The sequence below is a fragment of the Streptomyces sp. WELS2 genome, assembly GCF_013870595.1.
In the GTDB taxonomy this organism is placed as follows: Bacteria; Actinomycetota; Actinomycetes; order Streptomycetales; family Streptomycetaceae; genus Streptomyces.
On the sequence record NZ_JACBWZ010000077.1, the window covers coordinates 1 to 15,268 of the forward strand.

The following is a 15,268-nucleotide window of genomic DNA, read 5'->3' on the forward strand; positions in this document are numbered from 1 at the left end:
CGTTCACGACGCGGCCCGGCCGAGGCGCCGCGTGCGGGACCTCCTGCTCCGCCTCGCATTCCGCGACCAGCCGCTGTCCCTTCTCCAGCACCCCCTCCGGCAGCTCCACGATCCCGGAGGCGAGGGCGATCACGTCCACCCGGGCCCCGAGTTCCCCGGCGAAACGTTCCAGCCGGGCCGTGTCCTCGGGCGACCGCATGTCCACCAGGGCGACCACCACGTACCGCCGGCGCGGATACCGCGCGTGCAGGTCACGGATGGTGTTCAGCACCGTGTTCCCGGTGGAGAACTCGTCGTCCACCAGCACCAGCGGCCCCCGCCCGGCCGGCAGCCCCGGATCCTCGGGCAGCAGCAGATGCGACGTGGCGTGGGAGTGCGACTCCTCGAAGCCGCCCGCGGGGGCGACCCCGGGCACCGGCCGCCGCGTGGAGTGCAGATACGGCACGGAGCCGAGCCCGTCCGCCACGGAGTGCCCCAGCCCGGTCGCGGTCTCGGCGTACCCGAGGACGACCGCGTCCGACGCCTCCGCGCCGAGCAGGGCGGCCACCCGGCGGCCCAGGCGCAGGCCGTGGTCGTAGACCACGGACGGCGACTGCGGGACGTGCTTGCCGAGGACGTGGGAGACGAGCAGGTGGGCCCGCTTGGGGTTGCGGCGCAGCGCGAGCCCCAGCAGGGCCGGCAGCGCGTCGTCGCCCACGAGCCCGACCCCGAGCCGCTCGGCGACCCAGCTGCCGGACCAGACCCCGTCGTTCACTGCGTTCTTCATGCGTTCCTTGGTGAGGTGGCGAAAGGTTCAGCCGGGTATGCCGGCGGCGAGCAGTTCCACGAAGCCGACGTCCTCGTGGGCGACGCCGAACGCCTCGGCGCGCAGCAGGGTGCGCTCGGCCCAGGCGCGGTGCGGCTTCACCTCGTTCATCTTGTTCGTGTAGGCGGACCGCAGTACACCCCCGCCGTCGCGTTCGGGCCGCAGGATGTCCTGGGCGTCACTGAACTCCTCGTGACTGACCACGGAGAGCGCGTGCACGGGCAGCACGTGGGAGGGGTGGATGCAGGTCTTGCCGAGCAGACCGTTGGCCTGGTCCAGGGAGATCTCCCGGAGCAGTCCGTCCATGGCGTGGGCGATCAGCCGCTCGCGCAGCTCGGCGGCCTGCACCTGGAGGAAGGGGCTCTGCCGCAGCTGCGGCTTGAACATGCGCTCGGAGGCGCGGAAGTACTCCCAGACCGGGCCGGTGACGGTGAAGCCGGTGCCGTCGGCCCGGCCGAGCATGTTCACGACGTCGGCGATCACGGAGGCGACTATCTGGACGTCGTAGGCGGTCATGTCCGGGGCGCGGCGCAGGCCGTAGGAGGAGCAGAAGTCGGTGACGCCGAGGCGCAGGGCCAGCACCCGGTCGCGGTACTTGTCGACCGCGCGGAAGATGCCCTCCAGCGTCTCCACGCGCGACTCGCGGTACAGCAGCTCGGGCGACTCCAGGACCGGCATGGCGAACAGCCGCCGGCCGCCGGCGCTCTCGGCCGCCGCCAGGGCCTCCAGGAACGGGATGCCGCGTTCCTCGGTGAACTTGGGCAGCACGAACCCGGACAGCAGGCGCCCGGCCGGGCCGAGGCGGCGGACCAGGTCCGGTATCTGCTCGGGGGTGCGCACCCGGATGAACAGCAGCGGCGGTTCCGCCCCGGGCCGGGCGGCGAGGTCGGCGAACTGCCGGACGAGGTTCTCCTCGCCCGCCACCACCTCCGCGTCGTCGATCGAGTCCTCCAGGCACAGCACCATCGAGACCACGCCGTTGCCCGCCTGCTTGACGATGTCGTCCGCGAGACGGGGCCGGGTCGCCGGGCTGTAGAGCGTGGCGCCCAGGGCCGCGGAGAGCAGCCTGGCCGGGGAGTCGGCGGTGAACGCGCACGGCTCCTGATGGAAGAGGCGCTGTCGCACCTCGGGGGCAATGTGCCCGAAATGACGCATAGGACTCCCTTTGGACTCCGGCCAAACCTCTGGGTTCGGTAAAGGGTGGCCGGTAATAGTACGTAGGGACCCATGGCGGAGGTTCCCGGCGGGCATGAATTTCCGGTAACTCCCCCGTGTCGGCACCACGCCCCCCGCATTGTCGTGACCAGGACCGAGAGGGCAGGATGACCGCATGACGCACGCGATGCTGAAGGGGTCGAACGTCCCGCTGGAGGCCACCACGGTACGCGCCGTGCTGCGCTGGACACCCGGGCAGGGCGTCCCGGACGTGGATGTGTCGGCGCTGCTGCTCGGACCCGACGGCCGTGTGCGCTCCGACGAGGACTTCGTCTTCTACAACCAGCCCCGGCACCCCTCCGGGACGGTGTGGCGGCTGGGCAAGAAGCGGGTCGCCGAGGGGCTGACCGACACGATCCAGACAGACCTGACCGGGGTCGAGCCGGGCGTCTCCCGGATACTGCTGGTCGCCTCCGCCGACGGGGTCGCCTTCGACCGGGTGCCGGCGCTGTGCATCCTGCTGCACGACGCGGGGGGCGCCGACGGGGAGCCGCTGGCCCGGTTCGACATCAAGCCGGAGACCGGGTCCGAGACGGCGCTGATCTGCGGTGAGCTGTACCGGCGCGGGGAGGGCTGGAAGTTCCGCGCGCTGGGCGAGGGCTACTCCAACGGGCTGAAGGGGCTCGCGACGGACTTCGGCATCTCGGTGGACGAGTCCGAGGCGGCCGAGGAGCCGCCGACGTCCGCCCTGCCGCTGCCTCCGGAGGTGCCGGCGTACGGCTATCCGCAGCCGGTGCCCGCGCCGGGGCCGGCGGCTCCGGCGGGGGACGGGTACTTCCGGATGCCGCCCCAGGGGCCCCAGTTCATCGGGCGGTAGGCGGCCGGCGCCCCGTCCGTCTCTACGCCTTCGTCTTGTAGCCCCTGCCCCACTGGAGGCCCCAGCCGTAGAGGCGGTCCAGTTCGCCCTGGAAGCCGTAGACGAACTTGACCTCCCGGCGGACGATCAGTTCGTCCTTGACGTTCTCCAGGAGGACGACGGCGCAGGAGCGGGCCTGGGGATGCCGTTCGTCGAGGCCGATCTCGATGCGGGGGCCGTTGCCGGGGTAGAGGGTGACGACGGCGTGGGTGCGGTCGAAGGCGGGCGTCTGGTCGTAGATGTAGACGAAGACCAGCAGCCGCTTGATCTCCTCGCGGTGGTCGAGGTTGACGTACATCGTCTCGCCCGAACCGGAGCCGAACCGGTCGTCGCCGCTGAGCTTGATGTACGGCGGTGCGTTGACGTCGCCGAGGTAGCCGCCGAGGGGCTGGACGACGCCCTTGGTGCCGTCGGCGAGTTCGTACAGGCAGCCGAGGTCGAGGTCGACGTTGACCATGCTCTGGCCGTGACCGAGGATCTCCGGCGGCTTCAGTGCCTTGAAGGGGTGGCGCAGCAGGCTGGTGCGGGGGCCCGAGCCGAGGTCGGAGGTCCGCATCCGCCAGGTCAGGTTGACGCGCAGGTTGCCGGTGGCCGCGCCCTGCTTGGTCAGGGACACCGTCGGGTGCCGCCTGGTCAGCTCGATGGCGTTGGTGGCCGCGTTGCCCGAGTCGAAGTCGGCGGCACGCCCGCCGCGCAGTCCGTCCAAGAAACCCATTCCCGCCCCCAGGTACCCGTTGTCACACCGACGGGGCGGCCGACCGCGTCGGCCGCCCCGTTCGAAGCGTTCCTCACCGGCCGGGGTGTCACACCCCGGAGGAGACCTCGGTCTTCGCCCCGCTGCCCTCGCCCGCGGCGGCCAGGGCGCGGTTGCGGCGGACCGAGGAGAGGAAGGACGCCAGGATCAGGATGACACCGATGGAGCCGGTGATGACCTCGTGGATCTCGTACTGGATGGTGATCAGCAGGACCACGGCGAGGGCGCCGATGGCGTAGTGGGCGCCGTGCTCCAGGTAGACGTAGTCGTCCAGGGTGCCCTGGCGGACCAGGTAGACGGTCAGTGAACGGACGTACATGGCGCCGATGCCGAGGCCCAGGGCCATCAGGACGATGTCGTTGGTGACGGCGAAGGCGCCGATCACGCCGTCGAAGGAGAAGGACGCGTCCAGGACCTCGAGGTAGAGGAACATGAAGAACGCGGCCTGGCCGGCCAGGACGATCGCGGGCTTCTTCCGGCCGCTGCGCTCGGCCTCTTCCTCCTCCTCGTGCTCGCGCTCCTCCTCTTCCTCCAGCTTGTCCTCGAAGTAGCCGGAGAGACCGCCGACGATCATGTACGTGATCAGGCCGGCGATGCCGGAGATCAGCACCGTCTGGGCCTTGTCGACGTGGAGGCCGCCGTGCTGGTGGGCGTGGGTGGCGACGGTGAAGGAGGTGATCAGCAGGACGATCAGGGCGATGCAGACCGACAGCATGTCGACCTTGCCGAGCTTGGCCAGCGGCCGCTCGAGCCAGCGCAGCCACTGGATGTCCCGGTCCTCGAAGATGAAGTCGAGGAAGATCATCAACAGGAACATGCCACCGAACGCGGCGATCGCCGGGTGGGCGTCGGTCACCAGCTGTTCGTAGCGGTCCTTGTTGTTGATCGCGAGGTCGACAGCCTCGACCGGGCCCATCTTGGCGCTGATGGCGACGATGACGACGGGGAAGACCAGCCGCATGCCGAACACGGCGATGAGCACGCCGACGGTGAGGAAGATCTTCTGCCAGAAGGGGCTCATCTTCTTCAGGATTCCGGCGTTGACCACCGCGTTGTCGAAGGACAACGAGATCTCCAGGACGGCCAGGATCGCCACGACCCCGAAGCCGGTCCACCCCCCGTAGAACGCCGCCGCGATCAGACCGAGCACGGTGATCGCGAAGGACCATCCGAAGGTTTTGAGAAGCACTGGCTACCCCATCATCTGTCGAGGCCCCTCCCGGACGTGTTTCCGAGGAGAGTTCTCCCCCGCGCCGTACGCGGCTTTACGAAACGTTGACTCCGAAGTCTAGAGCGATGCCCCGCAAGCCCGACGCGTACCCCTGACCGACCGCCCGGAACTTCCACTCGCCCTGGTACCGGTAGAGCTCGCCGAAGATCATCGCGGTCTCGGTGGAGGCGTCCTCACTGAGGTCGTAGCGGGCCAGCTCCTGGCCGTCGGCCTGGTTGACCACGCGGATGAAGGCGTTGGAGACCTGGCCGAAGGTCTGGCCGCGCTCGTCCGCCATATGGATGGAGACCGGGAAGATGATCTTCTCGCAGTGCGGCGGGACCTTGGCGAGGTCCACCAGGATCGACTCGTCGTCGCCCTCGCCCTCACCGGTGAGGTTGTCACCGGTGTGCTCCACCGAGCCGTCGGGGCTCTTGAGCTGGTTGTAGAAGACGAACCACTCGTCGCCCAGCACCCGGTTCCCGGCGCCGCACAGCAGCGCGCTGGCGTCCAGGTCGAAGGGGGCACCCGTGGTGGAGCGCGCGTCCCAGCCGAGCCCGATCATGACGTTGGTGAGGTTCGGTGCGGCCTTGGAGAGGGAGACATTGCCCCCCTTGGCGAGCGTGACGCCCATGCTGGTCCTCCCCTGGTGGTGCTTCCCTGGTTCTCCTGCGCGTCCGGCGCCGCCCGTAAACGGTGCGGCGCCGGACACCGGGGTGTCGCTGCGTTGCCGGGATCAGACGTTGACGCCGAAGTCCTGCGCGATGCCGCGCAGCCCGGAGGCGTAGCCCTGGCCGATGGCGCGGAACTTCCACTCCGTGCCGTGGCGGTACAGCTCGCCGAAGACCATGGCGGTCTCGGTGGAGGCGTCCTCGCTGAGGTCGTAGCGGGCGATCTCCGCACCGCCGTTCTGGTTGACGACGCGGATGAAGGCGTTGCGGACCTGGCCGAAGGACTGCTGGCGGTTCTCGGCGTCGTAGATCGACACCGGGAACACGATCTTGTCGACGTCGGCCGGGACGCCGGCCAGGTTCACCTTGATCTGCTCGTCGTCGCCCTCGCCCTCACCGGTGAGGTTGTCACCGGTGTGCTCCACCGAGCCGTCGGGGCTCTTGAGGTTGTTGAAGAAGACGAAGTGCTGGTCGCTGATGACCTTGCCGGAGTTGTTCAGCAGCAGCGCGCTCGCGTCGAGGTCGAAGTCGGTACCGGTCGTGGTCCGCACGTCCCACCCCAGACCGACGATGACCGCGGTCAGGCCCGGGGCCTCCTTCGTCAGCGATACGTTGCCGCCCTTGCTGAGGCTGACTCCCACGGGTCCTCCATGTGGTGTTCAGGGGCGGGGAGCCCCGTCGTGCTTCGGATATGGGATCAACGTGCCGATCCTAGTGACGGGTTCCCGCCTCCCGCGCAGCTTGGGCCGAGGAAACCCAGGTGTCGGCCCGCCTGGCTCACAGAGTGTCGAGCGCCTTCACGTAGTCGCCGAGGTCACGGGCGTCCGGCAGGCCGTTGACCACGGTCCACCGCACGACGCCCTCCTTGTCGATGATGAAGGTGCCGCGCACGGCGCAGCCCTTGTCCTCGTCGAAGACGCCGTAGGCGCGCGAGACGTTGCCGTGCGGCCAGAAGTCGCTCAGCAGCGGGTACTCCAGGCCCTCCTGCTCGGCGAAGACGCGCAGGGTGTGGATGGAGTCGTTGGAGACGGCGAGCAGCTGGGTGTCGCGGTCGGTGAACTTCGGCAGGTTGTCACGCAGCTCGCACAGCTCGCCGGTGCACACGCCGGTGAAGGCGAAGGGGTAGAAGAGCAGGACCACGTTCTTCTCGCCGCGGAAGTCCGAGAGCTTCACGCTGCGGCCGTGGTTGTCCTTGAGCTCGAAGTCGGGTGCCTTGTCGCCGACCTGGATCGCCATCGTCGTGCATCCCTTCGGTGGGCCGTTCGGGTGGGAGTGACCATGAGCGCGCACCGGCGCCCGGGTCCACCCTACGCAGCGGTCACCGAGGGGTTCACGGCGGCCGGGCCGGACCGGGAAGGGCCCGGCCCGGCCGGCGGCCATCGGCTCAGACGGTCACCGCTTGGACTTGGCGGCCTTGGGCGTCGCCAGACGCGAGCCGCTCCAGTCCTTGCCGACGCTGACGCTCTTCGACGCCGTCAGTCCGGCCGTCGTGGCGGCGTCCTGGATGTCGCTCGGTTCCACGTACCCGTCACGGCCGGTCTTCGGCGTGAAGAGCAGAATGGCGCCGCCTTCTTCGATGTACGTGGTGGCATCCACCAGCGCATCCGTCAGGTCGCCGTCGTCGTCACGGAACCACAGCACAACGGCGTCGGCCACGTCGTCGTAGTCCTCGTCCACGAGGTCAGTCCCGGTGACCTCCTCGATGGCCTCGCGGAGCTCCTGATCGACGTCGTCGTCGTAGCCGATCTCCTGGACCACCTGCCCGGGCTGGAACCCCAGCCTGGCGGCAGGGTTCGTCCGCTCCTCCGCGTGGTCCGCGGTCGCGCTCACGGGTTGCCTCCTGATCATGTCTTTGTTGAGTATCTCAGCCACGCGCGTGCGCGAAGCATTGGCCGTAGTCCACACGGGCGGGGCGGATCGCGCAAGTACCCGGCCGTCGGGACCGTCGAAACGGTGACGATCCCGGCCGTGTCGCCGCAACTCCTGGCACCGTATCGCGCTTTTCCCCCACCCACATCACGCCGGTGTGCCCGGTTTGCCCCGTTCGGAATCATCCTGGGTTACGTCGCTCGAACAATTTTGCCAAGCACGTCACACCCCGGGCGTATCGTTGCGTTTTGACCGGTGGTGCGCCGGCGGAGACGACCGTGGAGATGACGTACGCGTTCCCCAGGTACACGATGGGGAACGGTGCAGGCAGCCGTTAACGAGAACTGGCCCTCCGACAGGTAAGGAACAGCGTGGCTTCCGGATCCGATCGCAACCCGATCATCATTGGCGGCCTTCCGAGTCAGGTCCCGGACTTCGATCCCGAGGAGACCCGGGAGTGGCTCGACTCCCTGGACGCCGCCGTCGACGAGCGCGGCCGGGAGCGGGCCCGCTATCTCATGCTGCGCCTGATCGAGCGCGCCCGCGAGAGGCGCGTGGCCGTGCCCGAGATGCGCAGCACGGACTACGTCAACACGATCCCCACCAAGAGCGAGCCGTTCTTCCCGGGCAACGAGGAGATCGAGCGCAGGATCCTGAACGCCACCCGCTGGAACGCGGCCGTCATGGTCTCCCGCGCCCAGCGCCCGGGCATCGGCGTCGGCGGCCACATCGCCACCTTCGCCTCCTCCGCCTCCCTCTACGACGTCGGCTTCAACCACTTCTTCCGCGGCAAGGACGAGGGCGACGGCGGCGACCAGGTCTTCTTCCAGGGCCACGCCTCCCCCGGCATCTACGCCCGCGCGTACCTGCTCGACCGGCTCACCGGCGACCAGCTCGACGGCTTCCGCCAGGAGAAGTCGAAGTACCCGAACGGCCTGTCCAGCTACCCGCACCCGCGCTCGATGCCGGACTTCTGGGAGTTCCCGACGGTCTCCATGGGCCTCGGCCCGCTCTCGGCGATCTTCCAGGCGCGGATGAACCGCTATATGCAGGCGCGCGGCATCGCCGACACCTCGCGCTCGCACGTGTGGGCGTTCCTCGGCGACGGCGAGATGGACGAGCCGGAGTCGCTCGGCCAGCTCACCCTGGCCGCCCGTGAGGGCCTGGACAACCTGACCTTCGTGGTCAACTGCAACCTCCAGCGCCTCGACGGCCCGGTGCGCGGCAACGGCAAGATCATCCAGGAGCTGGAGTCGGTCTTCCGGGGCGCCGGCTGGAACGTGATCAAGCTGATCTGGGACCGCTCCTGGGACCCGCTGCTCGCGCAGGACCGGGACGGCATCCTCGTCAACAAGATGAACACGACCCCGGACGGCCAGTTCCAGACGTACGCCACCGAGTCCGGGGCCTACATCCGCGAGCACTTCTTCGGCGACGACCACCGGCTGCGCGCGATGGTCGAGAACATGACCGACGACCAGATCCTGCACCTGGGCCGCGGCGGACACGACCACCGCAAGATCTACGCCGCGTTCAAGGCGGCCAAGGAGCACAAGGGCCAGCCGACGGTCATCCTGGCCAAGACGGTCAAGGGCTGGACGCTGGGCCCGAACTTCGAGGGCCGCAACGCCACGCACCAGATGAAGAAGCTGACGGTCGACGACCTCAAGCGCTTCAGGGACCGGCTGCACCTGCCGATCTCCGACAAGGAGCTGGAGTCCGGCCTGCCGCCGTACTACCACCCGGGCCGGGACTCGGAGGAGATCCAGTACATGCACGACCGCCGGCGCTCGCTCGGCGGTTACGTCCCGACGCGCGTCGTGCGTTCCGAGCCGCTCGCCCTGCCGGACGACAAAACGTACGCGACCGTGAAGAAGGGCACCGGCCAGCAGTCCATCGCGACGACCATGGCCTTCGTGCGACTCCTGAAGGACCTCATGCGGGACAAGGAGATCGGCAGGCGGTTCGTACTGATCGCACCGGACGAGTACCGCACGTTCGGCATGGACTCCTTCTTCCCGAGTGCGAAGATCTACAACCCGCTCGGCCAGCAGTACGAGGCGGTGGACCGCGATCTCCTGCTGGCGTACAAGGAGTCGCCGACCGGCCAGATGCTGCACGACGGCATCTCCGAGGCGGGCTGCACGGCCTCGCTGATGGCCGCGGGCTCGGCGTACGCCACACACGGCGAGCCGCTGATCCCGGTGTACGTCTTCTACTCGATGTTCGGTTTCCAGCGCACCGGCGACCAGTTCTGGCAGATGGCCGACCAGCTGGCGCGCGGATTCGTCCTGGGCGCGACCGCCGGCCGTACGACCCTGACCGGCGAGGGCCTCCAGCACGCGGACGGCCACTCCCAGCTGCTGGCCTCCACCAACCCGGCGTGCGTGGCCTACGACCCGGCGTACGCCTACGAGATCGCGCACATCGTCCAGGACGGCCTGCGCCGGATGTACGGCGGCTCGCCCGAGCACCCGCACGGCGAGGACGTCTTCTACTACCTCACCGTCTACAACGAGCCCATCCAGCACCCGGCCGAACCGCCGAACGTCGACGTCGAGGGCATCGTCAAGGGCATCCACAGGATCGGCGAGGCCACCGGCGGCGCCGTCCCGGCGCAGATCATGGCCTCCGGCGTCGCGGTCCCCTGGGCCCTGGAGGCGCAGCGGATCCTGGCCGAGGAGTGGAACGTCCGGGCGGACGTGTGGTCGGCGACCTCCTGGAACGAGCTGCGCCGCGAGGCCGTGGCCTGCGAGCAGCACAACCTGCTGCATCCGGAGGAGGAGCAGCGGGTGCCGTACGTGACCCGCAAGCTCGGCGGCGCCGAGGGTCCGTTCGTGGCCGTGTCCGACTGGATGCGGTCGGTTCCGGACCAGATCGCGCGCTGGGTGCCCGGCCCGTACCAGTCCCTGGGCGCCGACGGGTTCGGCTTCGCCGACACCCGGGGCGCCGCGCGCCGCTTCTTCCACATCGACGCCCAGTCGATCGTGGTGGCGGTGCTGACGGAGCTGGCGCGGGAGGGGAAGGTCGACCGGTCCGTGCTGAAGCAGGCCATCGACCGGTACCAGCTGCTGGACGTGTCGGCGGCGGATCCGGGGGCGGCCGGGGGCGACGCGTAACCTCCCCCACTCTCGGCTGCGCTCGAGCGGGGGCGCCCCCATCACTCGGCTTTGGCCGACAAGGGGTTGTGGGGAAGGTGCCGACCGGTGGTCGGCTGGTCGCGCCGTTCCCCGCGCCCCTTACGGGGCGCTCTCCTTACGCCTTTTTTACCATTGCGGCCATGGAGCGATTGTCCGCGCAGGCGCGGTGGGAGCGGTACACCGAACGGCCGTTGCTGGGGCTCGCGGTGGCGTTCGCCGTCGCCTACGCGGTGCCCATCGTGGACGCCTCCGCCGGGCGGTCCCTGACGTCCGTGTGCACGGGGGTCGAGTGGGTGGTGTGGGGGGCGTTCGCCCTGGACTACCTGGTCCGGCTGGCGCTCGCCCCGCACCGCGGGGAGTTCGTGCGGCGGCACTGGCCCGACCTGTGCGCGGTCGTCCTGCCGGTGCTGCAACCGCTGCGGCTGCTGCGGCTGGTGTCGACGCTGCTGCTGGTGGGCCGGCGGGCGCGGATGGCTCCGCAGATCCGGCTCACCACGTATGTCGTCGGGGCGGTGGTCGGCCTGCTGATGTTCGGCTCGCTGGCGGTGCTGTCCGTGGAACGCGAGTCACCGCACGGGAACATCCGGACGCTGGGTGACGCGGTGTGGTGGTCCTTCACCACGATGACGACCGTGGGGTACGGCGATCACGCGCCGACGACGGGGCTCGGGCGGATGATCGCGGTCGGGCTGATGCTGTCCGGGATCGCCCTGCTCGGTGTCGTCACCGCGAACATCGCCGCGTGGTTCATCTCGCGGTTCGAGAAGGACGACGTGGAGGAGCGGCGGCAGACGGAGGCCATCGCCGCCCTGACCGAGGAGGTGCGGTTGCTGCGCGCCGAGGTGGCGCGGCTGACGCAGACCCGAGGGGGCGCGGAGGGCTGCGCGGTCGCCGACGGCTCCCCCGCGCCCGGCAACGGGCCGCAGACCTCCTAGAGGAGGCCGTTGCCCCAGGTCGCCGCGCCCGCGAGGGCGATGGCGGCGAGCAGGGTGTCGATGGCGCCCAGGACCAGGGCCACCAGCGCCGGTACGTTGCGTTCGCCGGACCAGCTGCGGCCCATGGACTGCCAGCCGCAGAAGATCGCGACGGGACCGAGGACGATCCCCAGCGCGAAGAAGCCGGCCACCGCGCAGATGGCGCCGATGATCCCGAGCGTCGCGCGGTCCGGCCCGGTGCGTGACCACGTCCGGCCACGCGACCGGGGGTACCCGCGTGTTCCGTGCTCGAAGCCAGCCATCATCAACTCCCTGAGGCATCTGGACAGTTCGGCTTCACCATGCGAGTACCCCGGTTGCGCCGGGCCAGACCGGGCGCGCTGTCCCCCTCCGACAGCGCGCGCCGCGGCCCCGTGGTCCTCCCATGTCCTGCGGAGGAGTTGACCCACTGTGACCTGCGGCGCGCGCCGGGAGCCAGCGATCTTGAGCGGAGTCACCCTGATAGGCGAACTCCGCTGGAAGAGCCGTCAGATGTGGCCCACGCCCGCGCCCGCCTCCGCGTTCGCGCCGCGCTTGGTGAGCAGTGCGACGAGGACGGCGACCGCGGCCACGCCCGCCGCCACGAGGGAGGCGAGGCTCATGCCGTCGATGAAGGTGTGGTGGGCCACCTCGGTGATCTTCTCGGCAATGGGTGCCGGGGTGTCCTTGGTCACCGGCGCGACGCCCTGCTGGACCGCCTCGGCCGCCGCGTGCAGCTGCTGCGGGGGCAGCTTCGGCAGCCCGGCGTCCGCCCAGTTGTCGCCGAGGGTGTGGTCGACCTTGGAGGCCATCACCGCGCCCAGCACGGCCGTGCCGAGGCTGCCGCCGATCTGCATGGCCGCCTGCTGGAGTCCGCCCGCGACACCGGACAGCTCCATCGGGGCGTTGCCCACGATGACCTCCGTGGCGCCGACCATGACCGGGGCGAGGCCGAGGCCGAGCAGGGCGAACCAGACGGACATCAGGCCGCTGCCGGTGTTCTCCTCCAGCGTGGACATGCCGTACATGGCGATCGCGGTGACGGCCATGCCGCCCGCCAGCGGGATCCGCGGGCCGGCCTTGGTGATGAGGGCACCGGCCAGCGGGGAGCCGACGATCATCATGCCGGTCAGCGGCAGCAGGTGCAGGCCCGCGTCGATCGGGCTCATGCCGTGGACGTTCTGCAGGTAGAAGGTGACGAAGAACAGACCGCCCATGAAGGCGATGGCCATCAGCACCATCAGGACGACACCCGCCGACAGCGCGACCGAGCGGAACAGCGCCAGCGGGATCAGCGGCTCCTTCACCCGCTTCTCCCAGAGGGCGAACAGGGCGAAGCCCACCACCGAGGCGACGAGGAACAGCCACGTCCTGCCGTTGCCCCAGCCCCAGGACGGGGCCTTGATGAGGGCCCATACCAGGCAGAACATCGCGCCCGAGAGCAGGGCGATGCCGAGCACGTCGAAGGACCGCGGGGCGTTCTCGGCACGGTGGTCGAGCAGGATCAGCAGGCCCAGCAGCAGGGCGAGGGCGCCGACCGGCACGTTGATGAAGAACACCGACTGCCAGTTGACGTGCTCGACGAGGACACCGCCGAGGATCGGGCCGCCGGCGGTGGAGGCGCCGATGACCATGCCCCAGATGCCGATCGCCATGTTCAGCTTCTCGGCCGGGAAGGTCGCGCGCAGCAGGCCGAGCGCGGCCGGCATCAGCAGCGCGCCGAACAGGCCCTGGAAGACACGGAAGGTGACGACCGCGGCGATGCTGTCGGACAGTCCGATGGCACCGGAGGCGGCGGCGAAGCCGGTGACGCCGATGAGGAACGTCTGCCGGTGGCCGAAGCGGTCGCCGAGCTTGCCGGCGGTGATCAGGGAGACCGCGAGCGCCAGGAAGTAGGCGTTGGTGATCCACTGCAGCTGCGCCCAGCTGGCGTGCAGATCCTTGCCGATGGCCGGGTTGGCGATGGCCACGATGGTGCCGTCGAGGGCCACCATCATGACCCCTACGGCGACGGTGATCAGCGTGAGCCACGGGTGGCCGCGCAGGCCCGCGGCCGGCCGCGGCCCGGACGAGGCTGCCGGCGCTTCGTCCCCCGGCCCCGTCGCGTCGATGGTGGTCTGACTAGTCATACACTCAGGTTAGTGACAGCCGCTGACAGTTGACAAACCAATTCACTAGTCGGTTACTGACACGAAAAACGGAGGTCAGAGCAGGGCGGACGGAGGTTCCGCCCGCGTTCACAGGAGAGTGGCCATGGAGACGCTGCGCGAGCGCAAGAAGCGGCGTACACGGGAATCGCTGCTGCGGGCCGCTCTCGAACTGTTCACCACGCAGGGCTACGAGCGCACGACCGTCGACGAGATCGCCGAGGCCGTCGACGTCTCACAGCGCACCTTCTTCCGTTACTTCGCGGGCAAGGAGGACGTGGCCTTCGCGGTCCAGGACATGGCGGAGGCGGCGTTCGTGGCGGCCGTACGGGCGCGCCCGCCGCACGAGACGCCGATGCGGGCGCTGCGCCAGGCGTTCCTGGAGAGCTGGGACGAGATGCGCGAGACCGTCGAGTCGGTCGTGCCGGTCGAGCTGCACCTGGGCATGTACCGCACGATCGAGGCCGAGCCCGCGCTGCTCGCCGCCCGGCTGCGCCGGCTGGCCGCGACCGAGGAGGCCCTCGCGCGGGTGCTGGCCGAGCGGGAGGGCGTCGACGTGGACGGCGACCCCCGGCCCCGGCTGGCGGTGGCCGTGTTCGGCGGGGTGATGCGCATCACCGAACGGCAGTGGTGCACGAGCGAGGACCCCGGACCCGAGCTGATCCGGACGCTCACCACGTCGTACCTCGATCAGGTGGGTTCGGCGCTGACCGGAAACTGGCGGACCGCCTGAGATCGTTGGAAGATCACCGACTTCCTGACCACCGCCCGCCGAAACGTGATCCCCGTCACTCGGTTACCCCGAGACCCGCTCGCTCTCCTAGTGTGTCCTCCCAGTGACTTCCTTCGACACCTCCCCGCAGCTCAGCATCTGGCGCGCCCTGCTGGCGCTGGCCGTGGTGTTCGTGATGCTCGCGACCACCGGCTGGACCGCCCTGCGCACCCACCGGGAGCCCTCGGCGCTCCAGGCCTCGCTCGCCGAGTGGCGCCAAGGTCACCTGCACGGACTGCGCCTGCCGGACCCCGACGCCGCCCCCACCCGGCTCGCCCGCTTCTTCGGCTCGCTCACCCCGGGCGACCGCGACCGGCTCGCCCGCCGCTACCCGCTCGCGGTCGGCAACATGAACGGCGCCCCGGTCTCCCTGCGCTACCGGGCCAACCACATCGCGCTGGACCAGGCCCGCGGGTCCGAGCGCGCCCGTCTGCACGACAGCCGGCTCAGCACGGCGGGCCAGCAGGACGCGGGCCGGCGGATGCACCGCTACGAATCCCTGCTGAGCGACGGCCGGCAGATCCTGGCCTTCGACCCCGAGGGCTCCGGCCGGGTCGCCGAGGTGTTCGGCGACCTCGCCACCGCCCGGCGGATCTCGGTCGTCGTCCCCGGCGTCGACACCGACCTGCTCACCTTCCAGCGCACCAGCCGCCCCTACAGCGCCCCGGTCGGCATGGCCAAGGCGCTCTACGCGGCCGAGCGCGCGGCGCGCCCGTCGACCCGTACGGCGGTGATCGCCTGGGCCGACTACACCTCCCCCGACGGGCTCGGGGTGGACGCGGCCACCGGGCTGCGCGCCGAGGAGGGCGCCGTACGGCTGAACGCGCTGCTGCGGGCCCTGCCCGGCCGGGCCCCGGTGTCGATGTTCTGCCACAG

General features: G+C 69.9%; 15 protein-coding genes. 5 read left to right on the forward strand and 10 right to left on the reverse strand.

Annotated features, from left to right (window positions below; genetic code table 11):
- Positions 1–766: phosphoribosyltransferase domain-containing protein (locus H5J33_RS07660; protein ID WP_181794121.1), on the reverse strand; the 766-nt coding region annotated here is incomplete at its 3' end.
- A gap of 27 nt (positions 767–793) precedes the next feature.
- Positions 794–1,960: an HpcH/HpaI aldolase/citrate lyase family protein gene (locus H5J33_RS07665; RefSeq protein ID WP_181794122.1), complete on the reverse strand. Its 1,167-nt coding sequence runs from the start codon at positions 1,958–1,960 to the stop codon at positions 794–796.
- A 175-nt stretch (positions 1,961–2,135) separates the two neighbouring features.
- On the opposite strand from H5J33_RS07665, the gene H5J33_RS07670 reads away from it, so the two are divergent.
- Positions 2,136–2,837, forward strand: a complete 702-nt coding sequence (locus H5J33_RS07670) for a TerD family protein (RefSeq protein WP_181794123.1) — start codon at positions 2,136–2,138, stop codon at positions 2,835–2,837.
- 22 nt (positions 2,838–2,859) lie between these two features.
- On the opposite strand, the gene H5J33_RS07675 is transcribed toward H5J33_RS07670, so the two are convergent.
- The 6 genes from H5J33_RS07675 to H5J33_RS07700 form a co-directional block, all read right to left on the reverse strand.
- Positions 2,860–3,591: a Tellurium resistance gene (locus tag H5J33_RS07675; protein ID WP_181794124.1), complete on the reverse strand. Its 732-nt coding sequence runs from the start codon at positions 3,589–3,591 to the stop codon at positions 2,860–2,862.
- An 88-nt stretch (positions 3,592–3,679) separates the two neighbouring features.
- Complete coding sequence (locus H5J33_RS07680; protein ID WP_181794125.1) at positions 3,680–4,819, reverse strand: DUF475 domain-containing protein; 1,140 nt, start codon at positions 4,817–4,819, stop codon at positions 3,680–3,682.
- A 76-nt stretch (positions 4,820–4,895) separates the two neighbouring features.
- The gene (locus tag H5J33_RS07685) at positions 4,896–5,474 is read right to left on the reverse strand and encodes a TerD family protein (protein WP_181794126.1); all 579 of its coding nucleotides are present in this window, start codon (positions 5,472–5,474) and stop codon (positions 4,896–4,898) included.
- A gap of 102 nt (positions 5,475–5,576) precedes the next feature.
- Positions 5,577–6,152: a TerD family protein gene (locus H5J33_RS07690; protein ID WP_181794127.1), complete on the reverse strand. Its 576-nt coding sequence runs from the start codon at positions 6,150–6,152 to the stop codon at positions 5,577–5,579.
- A 136-nt stretch (positions 6,153–6,288) separates the two neighbouring features.
- Positions 6,289–6,747: a peroxiredoxin gene (locus H5J33_RS07695; RefSeq protein ID WP_181794128.1), complete on the reverse strand. Its 459-nt coding sequence runs from the start codon at positions 6,745–6,747 to the stop codon at positions 6,289–6,291.
- Between the two features lie 156 nt (positions 6,748–6,903).
- On the reverse strand, positions 6,904–7,341 hold the full coding sequence (locus tag H5J33_RS07700; protein ID WP_030776836.1) for a DUF3052 domain-containing protein: 438 nt from the start codon (positions 7,339–7,341) through the stop codon (positions 6,904–6,906).
- 410 nt (positions 7,342–7,751) lie between these two features.
- On the opposite strand from H5J33_RS07700, the gene aceE reads away from it, so the two are divergent.
- Both aceE and H5J33_RS07710 read left to right on the forward strand, forming a co-directional pair.
- Entirely contained in the window at positions 7,752–10,499 is a 2,748-nt protein-coding gene (gene aceE, locus H5J33_RS07705; RefSeq protein ID WP_181794129.1) for a pyruvate dehydrogenase (acetyl-transferring), homodimeric type, read from the forward strand.
- 161 nt (positions 10,500–10,660) lie between these two features.
- On the forward strand, positions 10,661–11,455 hold the full coding sequence (locus tag H5J33_RS07710) for a potassium channel family protein (protein ID WP_181794130.1): 795 nt from the start codon (positions 10,661–10,663) through the stop codon (positions 11,453–11,455).
- Here the strand turns inward: H5J33_RS07710 and H5J33_RS07715 are convergent.
- Both H5J33_RS07715 and H5J33_RS07720 read right to left on the reverse strand, forming a co-directional pair.
- Complete coding sequence (locus tag H5J33_RS07715; protein WP_181794131.1) at positions 11,452–11,760, reverse strand: small hydrophobic protein; 309 nt, start codon at positions 11,758–11,760, stop codon at positions 11,452–11,454. The two genes, H5J33_RS07710 and H5J33_RS07715, sit on opposite strands and share 4 nt — an antisense overlap.
- Before the next feature lie 222 nt (positions 11,761–11,982).
- The gene (locus H5J33_RS07720) at positions 11,983–13,470 is read right to left on the reverse strand and encodes an MFS transporter (RefSeq protein WP_399552788.1); all 1,488 of its coding nucleotides are present in this window, start codon (positions 13,468–13,470) and stop codon (positions 11,983–11,985) included.
- A gap of 256 nt (positions 13,471–13,726) precedes the next feature.
- On the opposite strand from H5J33_RS07720, the gene H5J33_RS07725 reads away from it, so the two are divergent.
- Both H5J33_RS07725 and H5J33_RS07730 read left to right on the forward strand, forming a co-directional pair.
- Positions 13,727–14,353 carry a TetR/AcrR family transcriptional regulator gene (locus tag H5J33_RS07725; protein WP_181794133.1) on the forward strand — a complete coding sequence of 209 codons (627 nt, stop codon included), beginning with the start codon at positions 13,727–13,729 and terminating at the stop codon, positions 14,351–14,353.
- 103 nt (positions 14,354–14,456) lie between these two features.
- The coding region (locus tag H5J33_RS07730; protein WP_181794134.1) for an alpha/beta hydrolase at positions 14,457–15,268 on the forward strand (812 nt) is incomplete at its 3' end.